The sequence below is a fragment of the Methylobacterium gregans genome (genome assembly GCF_022179245.1).
In the GTDB taxonomy this organism is placed as follows: domain Bacteria; phylum Pseudomonadota; class Alphaproteobacteria; order Rhizobiales; family Beijerinckiaceae; genus Methylobacterium; species Methylobacterium gregans.
Genome location: NZ_BPQM01000184.1, coordinates 1 through 15,567, shown reverse-complemented (window position 1 = coordinate 15,567; position 15,567 = coordinate 1). Strand labels below are relative to the sequence as shown.

Annotated in this window: 15 protein-coding genes and 1 pseudogene; 8 read left to right on the top strand and 8 right to left on the bottom strand. The window is 71.3% G+C overall.

Annotation, left to right across the window (positions count from 1 at the left end):
- Positions 1–142: pseudogene (gene glmM / locus MFF54_RS26785) on the top strand (phosphoglucosamine mutase); the annotation flags it as partial.
- A gap of 33 nt (positions 143–175) precedes the next feature.
- Here glmM and MFF54_RS26780 read toward each other — a convergent pair.
- The 6 genes from MFF54_RS26780 to MFF54_RS26755 form a co-directional block, all read right to left on the bottom strand.
- On the bottom strand, positions 176–802 hold the full coding sequence (locus MFF54_RS26780) for a TPM domain-containing protein (RefSeq protein WP_238307229.1): 627 nt from the start codon (positions 800–802) through the stop codon (positions 176–178).
- The gene (locus MFF54_RS26775) at positions 792–1,574 is read right to left on the bottom strand and encodes a TPM domain-containing protein (protein ID WP_370880259.1); all 783 of its coding nucleotides are present in this window, start codon (positions 1,572–1,574) and stop codon (positions 792–794) included. Before MFF54_RS26775 ends, MFF54_RS26780 begins: the two co-directional genes overlap by 11 nt.
- A 13-nt stretch (positions 1,575–1,587) precedes the next feature.
- Positions 1,588–2,217 (bottom strand): LemA family protein, encoded by a 630-nt coding sequence (locus MFF54_RS26770; protein WP_238307228.1) that lies wholly within the window; start codon positions 2,215–2,217, stop codon positions 1,588–1,590.
- Positions 2,218–2,323: 106 nt separating this feature from the next.
- A complete protein-coding gene (locus MFF54_RS26765) occupies positions 2,324–4,603 on the bottom strand; it encodes a xanthine dehydrogenase family protein molybdopterin-binding subunit (protein WP_238307227.1) in 2,280 nt (759 codons plus the stop codon).
- Positions 4,604–4,792: 189 nt separating this feature from the next.
- The gene (locus tag MFF54_RS26760; protein ID WP_238307226.1) at positions 4,793–5,332 is read right to left on the bottom strand and encodes a GcrA family cell cycle regulator; all 540 of its coding nucleotides are present in this window, start codon (positions 5,330–5,332) and stop codon (positions 4,793–4,795) included.
- Between the two features lie 299 nt (positions 5,333–5,631).
- Positions 5,632–6,045 carry a hypothetical protein gene (locus MFF54_RS26755; RefSeq protein ID WP_370880258.1) on the bottom strand — a complete coding sequence of 138 codons (414 nt, stop codon included), beginning with the start codon at positions 6,043–6,045 and terminating at the stop codon, positions 5,632–5,634.
- A gap of 365 nt (positions 6,046–6,410) precedes the next feature.
- On the opposite strand from MFF54_RS26755, the gene MFF54_RS26750 reads away from it, so the two are divergent.
- From MFF54_RS26750 to MFF54_RS26740, 3 genes are all read left to right on the top strand, one after another.
- Positions 6,411–7,106 carry a PRC-barrel domain-containing protein gene (locus tag MFF54_RS26750; RefSeq protein WP_238307225.1) on the top strand — a complete coding sequence of 232 codons (696 nt, stop codon included), beginning with the start codon at positions 6,411–6,413 and terminating at the stop codon, positions 7,104–7,106.
- Positions 7,103–8,467: an MFS transporter gene (locus tag MFF54_RS26745; RefSeq protein WP_238307224.1), complete on the top strand. Its 1,365-nt coding sequence runs from the start codon at positions 7,103–7,105 to the stop codon at positions 8,465–8,467. The genes MFF54_RS26750 and MFF54_RS26745 overlap by 4 nt, the downstream gene beginning before the upstream one ends.
- Positions 8,468–8,677: 210 nt before the next feature.
- On the top strand, positions 8,678–10,441 hold the full coding sequence (locus MFF54_RS26740; RefSeq protein ID WP_238307223.1) for an ABC transporter ATP-binding protein: 1,764 nt from the start codon (positions 8,678–8,680) through the stop codon (positions 10,439–10,441).
- A 130-nt stretch (positions 10,442–10,571) separates the two neighbouring features.
- Here MFF54_RS26740 and MFF54_RS26735 read toward each other — a convergent pair whose 3' ends face one another.
- The gene (locus MFF54_RS26735) at positions 10,572–10,964 is read right to left on the bottom strand and encodes a response regulator (RefSeq protein WP_238307222.1); all 393 of its coding nucleotides are present in this window, start codon (positions 10,962–10,964) and stop codon (positions 10,572–10,574) included.
- A 432-nt stretch (positions 10,965–11,396) separates the two neighbouring features.
- Between MFF54_RS26735 and MFF54_RS26730 the strand changes: the two genes are divergently transcribed.
- The 3 genes from MFF54_RS26730 (at position 11,397) to MFF54_RS26720 (ending at position 14,018) form a co-directional block, all read left to right on the top strand.
- Positions 11,397–12,200 carry a class II glutamine amidotransferase gene (locus tag MFF54_RS26730; protein WP_238307221.1) on the top strand — a complete coding sequence of 268 codons (804 nt, stop codon included), beginning with the start codon at positions 11,397–11,399 and terminating at the stop codon, positions 12,198–12,200.
- A gap of 110 nt (positions 12,201–12,310) precedes the next feature.
- A complete protein-coding gene (locus tag MFF54_RS26725; RefSeq protein WP_238307220.1) occupies positions 12,311–13,744 on the top strand; it encodes an NAD-dependent succinate-semialdehyde dehydrogenase in 1,434 nt (477 codons plus the stop codon).
- Positions 13,745–13,856: 112 nt separating this feature from the next.
- Positions 13,857–14,018, top strand: coding sequence for a hypothetical protein (locus MFF54_RS26720; protein WP_238307219.1), 162 nt, complete (start codon positions 13,857–13,859; stop codon positions 14,016–14,018).
- 5 nt (positions 14,019–14,023) lie between these two features.
- On the opposite strand, the gene MFF54_RS26715 is transcribed toward MFF54_RS26720, so the two are convergent.
- Entirely contained in the window at positions 14,024–15,034 is a 1,011-nt protein-coding gene (locus tag MFF54_RS26715) for a 1-aminocyclopropane-1-carboxylate deaminase (RefSeq protein ID WP_238307218.1), read from the bottom strand.
- A gap of 155 nt (positions 15,035–15,189) precedes the next feature.
- Between MFF54_RS26715 and MFF54_RS26710 the strand changes: the two genes are divergently transcribed.
- Positions 15,190–15,567, top strand: a 378-nt coding sequence (locus MFF54_RS26710) for an Lrp/AsnC family transcriptional regulator (RefSeq protein WP_283206325.1), incomplete at its 3' end; no start/stop codon positions are given.

The window sequence follows — 15,567 nt, the reverse complement described above, 5'->3', positions numbered from 1 at the left end:
GCTCGGCAATGCCGGCCGCCTCGTGATCCGGCCCTCCGGCACCGAGCCGGTGATCCGCGTCATGGCGGAGGGCGACGACCGCGCGCTCGTCAACGCGGTGGTCGACGAGGTCGTCGACGCCGTCGCGAAGGCGGCGGCGTAGCCGGGATCCGGGTCCGCGGAGGCGCCGCGGGCTTCAGACCTCGACGATGACGCGGTTCGGCAACTCGTCCCGGACGTCGGGGCCAGCCGGCACGTGTTCGGCGAGGCAGGCGCCGAGGCGCTCGACCGCGCCGGTCAGGGCCGCCTCGGTCTCGCCGCGGGCGAGCGCCGCCGTCAATTCGGAGAGCGTCCCGCACCAGGAGTCCGAGCCGACGCGGGCGACGATGCCCGCATCGGCCACGATCTCGGCGTGGTGCTCCGCCAGCGCCACGTAGAGGAGGAGGCCCGTCCGTGCGCGCGTGCGGGTGAGCCCGCGAGCATGGAAGGCCCGTACCGCGGCGTCCCGCGCCCGCGCCCGCCGCACCGGACGCGGCACCAGGGCGAGGCGGAACCGCTCGCTCAGGCCGGCCGCGAGCAGGGATGCCGCGAGCGCGCCCTGCGCGAGCAGGATGGAGGCGGCACTCCACCGGGTCAGCCAGAGCAGCAGCCAGGACAGGACGAGGCCGGCGACGAGCGCCGCCGCGAGCGGGGCCGAGCGGTAATGTCCCGCGCGCGCGCTCACCATCACCACGATCTCGCCCGCGGTGCCGGTCTCCGCGCGGGCGACCGCCTCGGCGATGCGGGCCCGCGCTGCGGACGAGAGGGGAGCCTCACCAGTCACCGGACGCTCCTCCGCCGCCCGACGAGCCGCCCCCGCCGGAGAACCCGCCGCCGAACCCGCCCGATCCTCCCTCGCCCCAGGTGCCCCCGCTCCAGCCGCCGCCGACCGGACCGGGCAGCACCACGAACCCGCCGCGCCGGCCGCCCCGGTTCGTCCGCCAGACCACGAACAGGATGACGAGGAACAGCACGACGAAGAGCACGACCTGGGTTGGGTCGACCTGATCCTCGCGCACCTCCGGCCGGCGCTGCCACTCCTCGGAATCCTTCGAGAGGATCGACAGGATGCCGTCGACGCCCGCCGAGATCCCGCCCGCGAAATCGCCCTGCTTGAAGCGCGGCGTGATCGCGCTGGCGATGATGACACGGGAGAGCGCGTCGGTGAGCGCCCCTTCGAGCCCGTATCCGACCTCGATGCGGACCTTCCGCTCGGTCGGCGCGACCAGCAGGAGCGCGCCGTTATTCGTCTTCGCCTGCCCGATCTTCCAGTGCCGGAAGAGGCGGTTGGCGAAATCCTCCACCGTCGTGCCCTGCAGACTCGGCACCGTCGCGACGACGACCTGGTCGGAGGTCTTCTCCTCGTAGGCTTTCAGGCGCGCCTCCAGCGCGGCGCGGCTCTCCTCCGGGAGGACGTGGGCGGCATCGACCACACGGCCGGTGAGTTCGGGAAATGTCAGCTCGGCCGCCCGAACGGGCAGGGCGGCGAGCGCCAGGGCGAGGAGCCCGAGCAGGGGCGCGAGCCATCCGCCCGTGCGGCGCGAAGCGTATGTCACGCCGGGAAACGACCTAGAACTTCACGTTCGGCGGCCGGTCGGCGTTGGGCGTCGCCGTAAAGGTCTCCATCGGCTTCGCCTCGGGATAGAAGACGCTTGCGATCCAGCGGCCGGGGATCGTGCGGATCTCGGTGTTGTACGCCTGGACCGCGCCGTTGTAGTCGCGCCGCGCCACAGCGATGCGGTTCTCCGTACCCTCCAGCTGGGACTGGAGCGCCAGGAAGTTCTGGTTCGACTTGAGGTCGGGATAGCGCTCCACGGTGACGAGCAGGCGGCCGAGCGCGCCGGAGAGCTGGTTCTGCGCGTCCTGGAACTCCTTGAGCTTCTGCGGGTCGCTCACCGACGCGGCGTCAACCTTGACGCTGGAGGCCTTGGCGCGGGCCTCGGTGACGCCGGTCAGCACGTCCTTCTCCTGTTGGGCGTAGCCCTTCACCGTCTCCACGAGGTTCGGGATCAGGTCTGAGCGGCGCTGATACTGGTTCTGCACCTCGCTCCAGGAGGCCTTGGCCTGCTCCTCCAGGGTCGGCACGCGGTTGATGGCCCCGCAGCCGGAGAGACCGAGCGCCAGCACGAGCATCGCGAGCGCGCTCGCGAGCCGCGCCGCTACGGAGGTCGGTCCGATGGCACCCTGGATCGACGGCATTCCACGCATCCTCAACACCGCGGCAGCCACTTTGCCGCACCCTCTAGATAGGCGCGGTCTCCGCGGATCCAGGGCCATGACACGGTCCGTGGCCGAGGCTTGCGGCTCAGAGCAGATCCTCGCAGCGGATCGGCAGGCGGCGCAGGCGGCGGCCGGTGGCGTGGTGCAGGGCGTTGGCGATGGCCGCGTTGACGCCGATGATGCCGAGCTCGCCCAGCCCCTTGATGCCCAGCGCATTCACGCCCGCGTCGTCGTCCCGCACGAGGATCGCCTCGATCACGGGGGGCGCGTCCGCGGCCGTGGCGACGAGGTACTCGGAGAGATCCGCGTTCGGATAGGTGCCGCGGTCCACCACCGTCTCTTCCAGCAGGGCCGAGCCCAGGCCCCAGATCATGCCGCCGGTGAGCTGGCTCCGCGCGGTCAGGGGATTGAGCACCCGGCCCGCCGCGAAGGCTCCGGTCAGGCGCGCCACGCGGATCTCCCCCGTTTCCTCGTGGACGCGCACCTCCGCGAACTGCGCGCCGAAGGCCCAGGACAGGGCGGCCCCGCCCGCGCTGAGCGCGATGTGCCCGGCCTTCACTGCAGCGAGGCTCTCCGGGCCGACGCCGTCCGGCAGGAACTCCGCGACCGTCTCGATGCCGGCCGGGTTGACGCCGGCGACCGCTCGGCCGAGCGCGACGGCGCGGCCGTCCGGGGCGGAGAGGGCCCCGCCCGCGAGCCGGACGCCGGCAGGGTCGCAGCCGGCCAGCACCCCGCCCTCCGCCGCAGCAGCCGCCGCGAGGCGTTCGCGCAGGCCGCGGCAGGCCTGATCGAGCGCGTTCATCAGGCTCGTCGTGGTGGAGGACCCGCCCGAGAGGCCGGCCGGCGGAAGGTCGGTGTCGCCGAGACGGACCGTCACCGACGCGACCGGCACGCCGAGCCAGTCGGCGGCGCCCATGGCGAGGAGCGTCGTGACGCCGTTGCCGATCTCGTGGTGCGCGGTCTCGACCGCCACCGCCCCGTCCGGGGCGATCGCCACACGCATGGCGGCGGGCGAGATCTTCACCGGGCGCACCGCGGACGCGCAGCCGAGCCCGACGCGCCAGGGGCCGTCCCGCTCCGGCCCAGCGCGGCGGCGCCCCCAGTCGAAGGCCTCCGCGCCGGCTTCGAAGCAGCGGAGCAGCGGACGCGTGGTGAAGGGCTTGCCCGAGACCGGATCCGTGTCGGTGTCGTTGCGCCGCCGCAGCTCGATCGGGTCGAGCCCCAGCAGACCGGCCATCTCGTCCACCGCGCTCTCCAGCGCGAACAGGTAGGGCACCTCCGGCGGCGCCCGCATCGGCCCGGGCGTGTTGCGGTCGAGGCGCACCGCCCGCTCCTCCGTGCGGATCGCCGGACAGGCGTAGAGGCTCGCGGTGACGTCCGTTCCCTCCATGGCGAAGGGATCGAAGCGCGAGGCGGCCATGTCGGCCTCATGCACGAGAGCGGTGAAGCGGCCCGCCCGGTCCGCGCCGAGATGGATCTCGTGGCGCGTCTCGGGCCGGTAGTTGGCGATGGTGAAGCATTGCCGGCGGGTCGGCACCAGGGAGACGGGGCGGCCGAGGCGACGAGCGGCGAGCGCGACCAGCGCCGTGTGCTGCGAGAGCGCGAGCTTCGCGCCGAAATGCCCGCCGATCGGCCCGGAGACCACCCGCACGTTGCGGGCGTCGAGCCCGAGCTGTTCGGCGAGCCCGTGCTGCAGGGCGCCGACATAGCGGGTCGGCTCGTGCACGGTGAGGCGCTCGCCCTCCCAGAGGCAAGTGGTGGTGAACAGCTCCATCGGGTTGTGGTGCTGCACGGGCGTCCGGTAGAGCGCCGAGACCCGGTGAGGCGCGGCGAAGAGCGCCGCGTCGGCGTCGCCCCGGCGCGGGTCGCGGTGCTTCTCCTTGAGATCGGCGAGGCGGACGGGCTCGGCACCGGGTGCGTCGAGGGTCGCCGCATAAGCCTCCGGCTCGTAGCGGACCTCGACGCGCGCCGCCGCGGCCTGCGCGGTCTCGACCGTTTCCGCCACGACGAGCGCCACGATCTGGCCCGCATGGGCGATCCGGTCCGAACCCAGAGGCAGGTGCGAGCTGTTGGCGTAGCCGCCGGCCATCAGGTGCTTCACGGGCTGGATCGCGCCGGCGAAATCCCTGTGCGTGAAGATGCCGAGAACCCCGGAAAGCGCGGTGGCCGCTTCGGTTGCGATCCCGGAGACGCGCCCCCGCGGGATCGCGCTGGTCACCAGTGCCGCGTGCGCGCGGTTCGGAAAGCGGCGATCCGAGGCGTAGAGCGCACCGCCCCTGACCTTATCGAGCCCGTCCACGCGGATATGGGGGTGTCCGAGCAGCGACGGGTCGGACGCAGGATCGGGGTGATCCGGTTGTGCCATCGGGGTCTCCTTGTCCGGAGACCGAGAGGTGTGGCCGGCGGGCGGGCAGACAATCCCCGCGAACGGGGCGTCCCGACCGGGACGCACGTCGGACGCGCCAGTCAGCGGGTCCGAAGGTCTGTCATGACGCACCCGGGCGAGCGGTCGGGGCGTGTACGGAAGCCCCGCTCGGTCGGAGCCCGGTGCGCCTCAGCGGAAGCCCGCGACCCGGCGCTCGCGCTTGCGCTCGGCGGCAGGCTGATAGGCGATCTCGGCGTGGTGGGTGCAGTAGGGCAGGCCGGTGATCGAGCGGGCGCCGCAGAAGCGGAAATCGGGCGTCGTCGGGTCACCGAGCGGCCAGCGACACATCGATTCGCGCAGGTCCATGATCGTCACGCGCTGCGAGACGGCGAGGGGCGTCGGCGCAGCGGCGGCGGGGGCCAGCGGCAGCGGGAAGTCGGGGACGGGGCGATGCGAGACGATGGCGACCGGCTCGGGCGCCTCGGTCTCGACCACGGCGATCGCGGTCTCGATCTCGGCGACGGGCGCGCGGGCCACGCGGGCGACGCTCTGCGACTCCTCGCCGGGCTTGGCCCGCCCGGCGAGGCCGAGGCGATGCACCTTGCCGATCACGGCATTGCGGGTAACGCCGCCGAGCTGCGCCGCGATCTTGCTCGCGCTTTGTCCGTCTTCCCACAGACGGCGAAGAAGCGCCACGCGCTCGTCGGTCCAGCTCAGGCCCGCTTCCATCGTCCCCCTCCCAACCCTGCGCACATGCACGCCGCCCTCGGGGACGGTCGGCATGGGTGAGCGCGCGAAGGGCCGCCTAGCCCGGTTCGCAGGGGCCCGTCGCGAGCCTGCGGAACCGGTGCGGAAAACCTCTACGCACGCCGGTGGTCATGGTCGGCGAGGGCCGGTGGCCTCCGTCGACGATCGAACCCTACAAGAGGGCTCGCGGCGGAGGCAAGGGTTGCGGAACCGGCTCCGCGGCCGGTTCCGGCGGCTGTCCACCGGCAATGGCCGGCCGCCGCCGGAGCGGTGCGGCCGCCTCAGAAACGGCCGCCGACGCCCATGCCGCCTCCGGGCGTCAGGGCGGGCCCGAGCGTGCTGCCGCCGGAACCGCCCGCCGCGTTGCCGCCCTCGATGTCCTCGCGACGGATGCGCCGCTCCGCCTGCGCGGAGGCGCGCGCCTCGCTGCGGCCGTTCCTGGGCAGGTCGAGCGAGCGGGTCGGCGCGGTCTGGAGCGGGCGGCCGTCGTCGTCGACGTTGGCGCTGCGCACCGGACGGTTCGGCAGGCTGCTGCGGAGCGAGGGCGGCGGCCCCACATCGCCGGCCGGCATCACGCCGCCGCTGCCGCTGAGCGCCTGACACCCGCCGAGTGCCGCGAGGCAGGCCGCCAGCAGCGCGGCACGCATCGGCGTGAGACGGGACGGCTGCGCCGGAGAGACGAGCGACGGTGACATGGCAGATCCTCGGGATCACGACCGCGCTGAGGTCGTCGCGGCTCGCATCATTGCGTCGGCCTGTCTATGACCGAGATTGCGCGAAAACCAAGACATTCCGGGACATCTGTCGCCACCGTCCGACGCATTTTGATGCTCGGCGTTGCAGCCGGGCCCGGATCTTGCGCCGCGGTCGCGGCGGGCCCCATCCCGCCCGCGGCCGGGAACCGGTCGGTCCATAACTTCGCCTTGGTCACCCTGCAGATCGACCCTCGGGTGGAGCGGAACCCGCCGGAACGGCCGCGGTTGTGCCGGCAACCCGAACGATGCCAACTGTTCGAACGCCTTCACGTTTCCGAACGACCCCAAGAATCCGAGGCCCCCGCGTGTTCAGACTCGATCGGTTGATCGCGACCACCACGATCACCCTGTGGGCGGTCGCCGCCGTGGCTCAGACGCCTCCGGGCGCGGAGGCGCCGGCCGCGCAGCCCGCACCGCCTCCGGTCGCGACACCATCCGTCGCGACACCGTCCGTCGCTACGCCTTCGGCTTCGCCCGCGGTGCAGAGCCCGCCGCCCCCCCCACCTCCGCCCGCCGCTCAGGCGCCGGCACAGCAGCAGGGCACGCCCGCCACCGTGCTCGACACGCAGGACTACGAGAGCCTGCTCGGCAAGGGCGTGCGCGGCGCCAACGGCGACGAGTTCGGCCGCATCATCGACGTGGTCATCGACAAGGACGGGCGCCCTCGCGCCGCGATCATCGATTTCGGCGGTTTCCTCGGTGTCGGCTCGCGCAAGATCGCCGTGGATTGGCGGGCGCTGCGCTTCAACACCGATGGGAAGCCCGGCCGCATCTCGCTTCAGCTCAGCCGTAACCAAGTCCGTGTCTCGCCCGAGTACAAGGCCGGCGAGCCGATCGTGGTGCTCGGCCCCGCGAGCCCCGCCGCGCCCGAGGGCGAGCAGGCCGCCCAATCCTCGGCCGCCGCGCAGCCCGCACCGGCCCAGGCTCCGGCTCCGGCCCCCGCCCCGCAGGTATCACCAGCCCAGACGCCGGCCGCGCCGGAGAAGGCCCCGGATAAGTGACGGCGGCCCGCACGAAGAACAGGCGGGTGATCCCCCACCGCGAGCGTGAGCTGCCGCGCCACGAGGTCCGGACGCGGCCGGTCCGCCTCAAGGACGCCGCGGCCGAGCCCGTGCTGCCCGCGATGCCAGGGCCCCTGGCGGCCGGCACGGTGTCCCGCGGCAGCCGGCGCGGCCTCGACGCCTTCGCGTTCTTCGTCGCCAACCTTCAGACCGGCTTCGGCCCGTTCCTCGCGGTCTATTTCTCGCAGGCGCAGTGGACGCAGTCCGATATCGGCTTCGCCCTCACGGTCGGCAGCCTCGTGAGCCTGCTCGGGCAGGTGCCCGGCGGCGCCTTCGTGGATGCGGTGCGCTCCAAACGCTTCGCCGCGGGGGTCTCGGTGGTGGCCATCTCGGCAAGCGCGCTGGCACTCGTCGTCTGGCCGAGCTTCCTCATCGTGCTCCTCGCGATGGCGGCGCACTCGGCGGCGAGCTGCATCCTGACGCCCGCCATCGCGGCGATCAGCATCGGCCTCGTCGGCCATGCCCGCGCGGGCGAGCGCCTCGGCCGCAACGCCAGCTTCCAGGCGATGGGCAATGCCTGCGCGGCGGCCGTGATGGGCGCCTGCGGCTACTACCTGTCGAACGGCGCGGTGTTCTACCTCACGGCCGCCCTCGTGCTGCCGACCGTCATCGCGCTCTCGTTCATCCGCGCCGACGAGATCGACGCGAACGTGCGCATGCAAGGTGCGGCCGCACCAGCGAGCGAGAGCGGAGCGCTGCGCACGCTGCTCACCAACCGGGGGCTCCTGGCGTTTGCCGCCTGCATGACCCTGTTCTTCCTGGCCAACGCCGCGATGCTGCCGCTGGTCGGAAGCGCTCTGACCCTGCGCGCCAGCGAGACCGCGACGGCGCTGGTCGCCGCCTGCATCATGGTCCCGCAGGCCGTGCTGGCCGTCTGCGCGCCGGCCGTCGGGCGCGCCGCAGAGCGCTACGGGCGCTATCCCGTCCTGCTCGTCGGCTTCGCGGCGCTGCCGCTGCGCGGCCTCCTCTTCGCCTACACCACCGATCCCTACCTGCTCGTCGCGATCCAGATCCTCGACGGCGTCTCGGCCTCGGTGCTCGGCGTGATGGTGCCGCTCGTCGTCTCCGACCTCACCCGCGGCAGCGGCCGCTTCAACCTCGCGCTCGGCGCGGTCGGCACCGCCATGGGCATCGGCGCGGCGCTCTCGACCTCGCTGGCGGGCATCATGGCCGACCGGCTCGGCAGCCATGCGGCCTTTCTGGGTCTTGCCGTGGTGGGGCTCGCCGCCTTCCTGCTCGTCGCGCTCGCCATGCCCGAGACGCGCGTGTCCGAGGCCGGGCGCGAGCCGGAAACCGCCTGAGCGCGGCACCGGAATCGCATATCGGTCAAGCGACGTTCAGATTCCGGGGGTAAAACGGGGTAGGGGGGCCTGATCGCCGGGGCCGCGTGCAACATATGGTGACGCTGTCGCGTTGCCGCCGCGTGTCGGCCCGCCCGTGCCCGCGATTGTCCGGCCCCAACACCCTGTCCGCCGCGCATACGCGTCGTTTGAAATCGAGATCTCATCGCGATGGAAGACCTCTGCCAATACGCCGACAGGCCGTTCACCTTCGTGGGGCGTTACCTCCGGCGCCGCTGGCTGCCGCATCTGGTGATCCTCATCTCGGTGCTGGGCGCCGTCGGCTTCTCGGTCAGCACCGACTATGCCCTGAAGGGCGTCGTGGACGCCCTGGGCAAGGGCCCTGAGGCCAACCTCGTCTGGGGGGCACTCGCCGTCCTCATCGCCTTCATCGCCGCCGACAACCTGCTCTGGCGCGTGGCCGCGCTGGTGGGCGCCTTCACCTTCGTGGGCGTGACCGGCGATATCCGCCGCGACCTGTTCCGGCACATGACCGGACACTCGCCGACCTTCTTCTCCGATCGGCAGCCGGGCACGCTCGCCTCGCGCATCACGGCGACCTCGAACGCGATCTTCACGGTCGAGAACATGTTCGTGTTCAACGTGATGCCGCCCTGCGTCGCGGCCGTGGGCTCGCTCATCTACATCAGCACCGTCAACGTCACGATGGCGGCCGTGCTCGCGACGGTCTTCGCCTCGGTCGTCGTGCTGATGTTCAAGATGGCCTCGGCCGGCAAGCCGCTTCACCACGACTTCGCCGCCAAGGCGGCGAGCGTGGACGGCGAGATGGTCGATCTCGTCGGCAACATGCCGCTGGTGCGGGCCTTCTCGGCCTTCAAGCGCGAGGGCATCCGCTTCGAGGGTACGATCAAGACCGAGATGAGCGCCCGGCGCTCCTCGCTGCTCTATCTCGAAAAGCTGCGCATCGTGCACGCGGTGCTCACCGTGCTGGCGATCTTCGGCCTGCTCTACTGGGCAATCTCGATGTGGCAGGTCGGCCAGGCCACGAACGGTCAGGTCGTGCTGGTCTGCACGCTCGGCATCCGCATCCTGGCGGCGACGCGCGATCTCGCGGTGGCGCTGGTCGACGCGACCCAGCACACCGCGCGCCTGTCCGAGGCCCTGCACACCCTGCTGCAGCCCCACGACCTCGTCGACCACCCGGAGGCGAAGGCGCTCACCGGCCAGGGCGCCCGGATCACCTTCAACCACGTCGCCTTCGACTATCCGGACGGCCGCTCGGTCTTCACCGACTTCGACCTCGCGATCGAGCCTGGCCAGAAGGTCGGCCTCGTCGGCAAGTCGGGGGGCGGCAAGTCGACCCTGTTCTCGCTGATTCAGCGCTTCTACGACGTGAAGGGCGGCCAGATCCTGATCAACGATCAGAACATCGACCGCGTCACGCAGGAATCGCTGCGCGAGGCGATCACAGTGGTGCCGCAGGACGTGTCGATGTTCCACCGCTCCCTGCGCGAGAACATCCGTTACGGCCGGCCCGACGCCACCGACGATGAGGTCTGGAAGGCGGCCGAGGCCGCGCACTGCACCGATTTCATCAAGGCGCTGCCGGAGGGCTTCGACACGATCGTGGGCGACCGCGGCGTGAAGCTCTCGGGCGGCCAGCGCCAGCGCATCGCCATCGCCCGCGCCATCCTGAAGAACTCGCCGATCCTGCTCCTCGATGAGGCGACCTCGGCGCTCGACGCCGAGTCGGAGGAAGCGATCCGCCACGCGCTCGCCAACCTGATGGAGGGCCGCACCGTGATCGCGATCGCCCACCGCCTGTCGACGCTGAAGGATTTCGACCGGATCGTCGTGCTGGAAGGCGGCCGGATCATCCAGGACGGCTCGCCCGAGAAGCTGACGCATCTCGACGGGTTCTACCGCGAGCTGATCAAGAAGGAGTCGCTGTCGATGTCCCAGGCGGCAGCCTGAGACACGCAAGGACCCGCCGTCCGGCCGGGCGGCGCGTCCCGCGACAGCGCCGTCATCCCGGGGCCGCGTCGGCGGCACCCGGGATGACGGCGCGGTGATGCTCAGCCGGAGCGGACCGCCCCTGCGGGTCTCAGGCCGCGCGGGCTGCGAGCGTGGCGTGCTCGGCCTGGACCAGCACGTCGAGGGCCCGCCAGGGCTTGCGCATGAACACCGCCTCCTTGGGCAGGCGCGCATCCCCGCGCGCATCCTCGCCCGACGTCACGACGACACGCACATCCGGCCAGCGGTCCTCGACCGTGCGCGCGAGCGAGAGGCCGTCCATCGGGCCCGGCAGGCGGATATCGGCAAAGAGCAGGGCGACGTTGACGTTCCTGCTCTCCAGCACGGAGATCGCGTCCTCCGCACTCGCGCACGCGATGACTTCGAGATCGGTCTCCTCCAGAACAGCGGCTGCGAGGTTACGGACCGCATCGTCGTCCTCCACCACGAGGGCGACGGGACAGTCTGGGAGTGCTTGACCCATGGGGTCTCCTTCGATCTGTGAGAAGCCGGTCTGATGCCTCCACGGCACGGCCTCGTTGCTGGGCCGCTGATTCCCCGCTTCGGCGATGGTGCGCCGCCTGGAACGCAGGAACAAGAGTCGGGCGTCGGCCGATGCGCCCGCGGCAGGATTGACGCGTGCTCTGCTTCGTGGCCGCCGGGCAGCCCCCTGTGCCGGCAACGCATCAGCCCGGTAGCTGTTGCGCCCCGTTAAGAACCTGTTCACCCTGTCGGCCTGTACATGATGGTTCCCCGACAGGTGTCGCCCGAACGGTACGCGCCTTGCCTGTCGGACGGGATGGGACCGGACCTGCGGGCCGAATGGGCGTCCCGATTGCGCCGCATCCGCATCACGCGGTGGGCGCAAACGGCGTGCTCTGTGGCGGCTCGCGCGAACATGAGGTGTGCGTCAGCCATGTGCCGCTTTCTCGCCTACAGCGGTGAGCCGGTCTTCCTCTCCGAGCTGGTCTGCGCGCCCGCGCATTCCCTGGTGCATCAGTCGCTGCACGCCGACGAGGGGAAAACCGAGACCAACGGCGATGGTTTCGGCATCGGCTGGTACGGCGAGCGCCCGGAGCCGGGCGTCTACCGGGACATCTCCCCGGCCTGGTCGGACGAGAACCTCGTGAACCTCTGCGGCCAGGTGCGCGCACGGACCTTCTTCGCCCATGTGCGCGCCGCGACCGGCACCGCGACGACGCGGGCGAACTGCCATCCCTTCGCGCACGGCCCCTACCTGTTCATGCACAACGGCCAGATCGGCGGCTACCACCGGATCAAGCGGCGCCTGGAAGCGCTGATCCCGGACGAGCTCTACGATCGCCGCCGCGGCAGCACGGATTCCGAGGCGCTCTTCCTGCTGGCCCTCGCCAACGGGCTCGCCGACGACCCGGTCGGCGCGATGGCCGAGACGCTGGCCCAGGTGCGCGGCCTGATGCAGGCGGCGGGCGTCTGCGAGCCCCTGCGCTTCACCGCGCTCCTCACGGACGGCGAGACCCTCACGGCCTATCGCTGGGCCTGCGACGGGCGGCCGCCGAGCCTGTACTACCGCGAGACCGAGACCGGGCTCGTGGTGGTCTCGGAGCCGATCGACGGCTGCCGCGAGGGCTGGACCGTGGTGCCGAAGGGCGGGACCCTGCTGGCCCGCCGCGGCGGCCCGGTGACGGTCCGGGGTCAGGAGCAGGGCGCGCCGGCGGCGCGGGCGCGCGTCGCGGCCTGATCCAGCCGCGGCGGAGCCATGAAGCGGACCCGCTTGCCCGCGCGCCGCGTCTGCCCGACACCTCTCGCGCCGGCCGCGCGGCCGGCATGCCAGGGAGCGTAGCGGGCCTCATGTATCCGGATACCGAACTCCACATCGCGGGCACCTGGGGTCCGGGCGCCGAGGGACAGACGCTTACCGTCCTCAACCCGGCCACCGGCGAGACCATCGGCCGGTGCGCGGCAGCGACCGAGCGCGACCTCGACCGGGCGCTCGAGGCCGCGTCCCGCGGCTTCACGGCCTGGCGGAAGGTGGCGCCGTTCGAGCGCGCGAAGGTGATGCGACGGGCAGCCGACCTGCTGCGCGAGCGGGCCGACACGATCGCCCGGGTGATGACCCTGGAGCAGGGCAAGCCGCTCGCCGAATCCCGCATCGAGGTTATGGCGGCTGCCGACATCGTCGACTGGTTCGCCGAGGAGGGTAAGCGCGCCTACGGCCGGGTGATCCCGGCCCGTGCCGACGGCGTGCTGCAGATCGCGCTGCGCGAGCCCGTCGGCCCCGTCGCCTGCTTCACGCCCTGGAACTTCCCGATCAACCAAGCGGTGCGCAAGGTCTCGGCGGCGCTCTGCACCGGCTGCTCGGTGGTGCTGAAGGGACCGGAGGACACGCCGGCCTCCTGCGCCGCCCTGATCCGGGCCTTCCTCGATGCCGGCGTCCCGGGCGACGTGCTCGGCCTGGTCTACGGGGACCCGGCTGCCATCTCGGGCTACCTCATCCCGCACCCGGTGATCCGCAAGATCTCGTTCACCGGCTCGACCGCGGTCGGCAAGGAACTCGCCTCGCTCGCCGGGCGCCACATGAAGCGGGCAACGATGGAGCTCGGCGGCCACGCGCCCGCGATCGTCTTCGCCGACGCCGACCTGGACCGGGCCGTGGCGGTGCTGGCCGCCTCGAAGTTCCGCAATGCCGGCCAAGTCTGCGTCTCGCCGACCCGCTTCCTCGTCCACGACTCGGTCTTCGAGCGCTTCGTGGACGGCTTCACCGCCTTCGCGCAGGGCATCAAGGTCGGCGACGGGCTGGAGCCGGACACCCGGATGGGTCCGCTGATCCACGGCCGCCGGCTCGAGGCCATGGAGGCGCTCACCGCGGACGCGACGGCCCAGGGCGCGAGCCTGCGCACCGGCGGCAAGCGCATCGGCAACCGCGGCAACTTCTTCGAACCGACGGTCTTCACCGAGGTACCGCTCTCGGCGCGCATCATGAACGAGGAGCCGTTCGGGCCGATCGCCGCGATCCAGCGCTTCGCCCACGACGACGACGCGCTGGAGGAGGCCAACCGCCTGCCCTTCGGGCTCGCGGCCTACGCCTACACGCGCTCTACCGAGCGGGCGACCCGGGTGCAGCAAGGCGTCGAGAGCGGCATGATCTCGATCAACCACCACGGTCTGGCGCTGCCGGAGACGCCGTTCGGCGGCGTGAAGGATTCGGGCTACGGCAGTGAGGGGGGCCCGGAGGCGCTGGAGGCCTATCTGGTTACCAAGTTCGTCACCCAGGCGAACTTCTGAACTTCGCGGCCGACCGGCTGCCGCGCGGTACTGCAGGACCGCGCGGACTGATCTCCGCGCCGTGAACGGAACCGGTCCCGGCGCGTTTCCCGACCTCAGACGGAGGAAACCCATGCAGCAGACCGAGTACGGCCGGACCGCGGCCAACGCCCCCGCCCACCGGGTAGGTGAGGACGTCAACGACGTGGATCAGGTCTCCAGCGTCACGCTGCTCGGCCTCGCGACCGCGGGCGCGGTGGTCTCGCTGCTGCTGATCCGACTGGTCGGTGGCTGAGGCGCTCAGCCGTTGCGGAAGGTGTAGCTGTAGCCGTTGAGCGCCGGGGCGCCGCCCAGATGGGCGTAGAGTACCCGTGAGCCCTTCGGGAAGAAGCCCTTCCGGATGAGATCGACCATGCCCTGCATCGACTTCCCCTCATAGACCGGATCCGTGATCATGCCCTCGAGGCGGGCCGACAGGCGGATCGCCTCGACGGTCTCCTTCGAGGGCACCCCGTAGACCGGGTAGGCGTAATCCTCGTTGAGCACGATGTCGTCGGCCGTGATCTTCCCGGCTCCGACGAGAGCGGCGGTTTTCTGCGCGATGTCGAGCACCTGGGCCTTGGTCTGGGCGGGCGTGCATGAGGCGTCGATACCGATGACGTTGCGGGCCCGGCCATCGGCCGAGAAGCCCACCGCCATGCCCGCATGGGTCGAGCCCGTGACGGTGCAGACCACGATGTAGTCGAACCGCAGGCCCAGCTCGGCCTCCTGCGCCCGAACTTCCTCGGCGAAGCCGACGAAGCCGAGGCCGCCGTACTTGTGCACCGAGGCGCCGGCCGGGATCGCGTAGGGCTTGCCGCCCTCGGCTTCGACCTCGGCGAGCGCCCGCTTCCAGCTGTCGCGGATGCCGATGTCGAAGCCGTCGTCCACGAGCTGCGTCTGCGCGCCCATGATGCGCGAGAGCAGGATGTTCCCGACACGATCGTAGACGGCGTCCTCGTGCGGAACCCAGGCCTCCTGGATCAGCCGGCACTTCATGCCGATCTTGGCCGCCACCGCGGCGACCATGCGGGTGTGGTTGGACTGCACGCCGCCGATGGACACGAGCGTGTCGGCCCCGCTGTTGATCGCGTCCGGCACGATGTATTCGAGCTTGCGCAGCTTGTTGCCGCCGTAGGCGAGGCCCGAATTGCAGTCCTCGCGCTTGGCCCAGATCTCCACGTCGCCGCCGAGATGCGCGCTGAGGCGCTTCAGCGGCTCGATCGGGCTCGGCCCGAAGGTGAGGGGATAGCGCTCGAACTTGGACAGCATGGCTCGGCCTCGGCATTGCTCAACCCGGTCAAGCTAGCAAGATAGGCGCGAAAGGTGCTCTCGAAATCGCTCGCTTCGATGTGTTTTCGCAAGGCAAGAGAGCAGATCTGCGGTATGTTCGTCCGGTTACCGGACCAAGAACGAAAGAACCTTCCGTGAGCGCTCTCGACCGGACCGACCTGAAGATCCTCCGCCTGCTCCAGGCGGACGGGCGCATGGGCAACGCCGAGATCGCCAAGCGCGTGAACACCAGCGCGGCGACCTGCCACCGGCGCACGCAGCGCTTGTTCGCGGAGGGCTATGTCCGCGGGGTGCGGGCCCAGGTCGCGCCCGAGACGGTGGGGCTCGGTGCCCTGGTCATCGTCGGGGTTGTGCTCGACCGCTCGACGCCCGAGAGCTTCGCGGCCTTCGAGGCGGCCGCCAAGGCGATGCCCGCGCTCCTCGACTGTCACCTCGTGGCGGGGGATTTCGACTACTTCCTGAAGCTGCGGGTGCGCGACATGGCGGTTGAAATCCGCCATGTCGCGCACCCG

What these genes read in the sequence shown, in the direction of transcription:
- MFF54_RS26770 (WP_238307228.1), bottom strand. Translation starts at nt 2,217, where the DNA reads ATGCCGTCGATCCAGGGTGCCATCGGACCGACCTCCGTAGCGGCGCGG.
- MFF54_RS26765 (WP_238307227.1), bottom strand. Translation starts at nt 4,603, where the DNA reads ATGGCACAACCGGATCACCCCGATCCTGCGTCCGACCCGTCGCTGCTC.
- MFF54_RS26760 (WP_238307226.1), bottom strand. Translation starts at nt 5,332, where the DNA reads ATGGAAGCGGGCCTGAGCTGGACCGACGAGCGCGTGGCGCTTCTTCGC.
- MFF54_RS26755 (WP_370880258.1), bottom strand. Translation starts at nt 6,045, where the DNA reads ATGTCACCGTCGCTCGTCTCTCCGGCGCAGCCGTCCCGTCTCACGCCG.
- MFF54_RS26740 (WP_238307223.1), top strand. Translation starts at nt 8,678, where the DNA reads ATGGAAGACCTCTGCCAATACGCCGACAGGCCGTTCACCTTCGTGGGG.
- MFF54_RS26735 (WP_238307222.1), bottom strand. Translation starts at nt 10,964, where the DNA reads ATGGGTCAAGCACTCCCAGACTGTCCCGTCGCCCTCGTGGTGGAGGAC.
- MFF54_RS26730 (WP_238307221.1), top strand. Translation starts at nt 11,397, where the DNA reads ATGTGCCGCTTTCTCGCCTACAGCGGTGAGCCGGTCTTCCTCTCCGAG.
- MFF54_RS26725 (WP_238307220.1), top strand. Translation starts at nt 12,311, where the DNA reads ATGTATCCGGATACCGAACTCCACATCGCGGGCACCTGGGGTCCGGGC.
- MFF54_RS26720 (WP_238307219.1), top strand. Translation starts at nt 13,857, where the DNA reads ATGCAGCAGACCGAGTACGGCCGGACCGCGGCCAACGCCCCCGCCCAC.
- MFF54_RS26715 (WP_238307218.1), bottom strand. Translation starts at nt 15,034, where the DNA reads ATGCTGTCCAAGTTCGAGCGCTATCCCCTCACCTTCGGGCCGAGCCCG.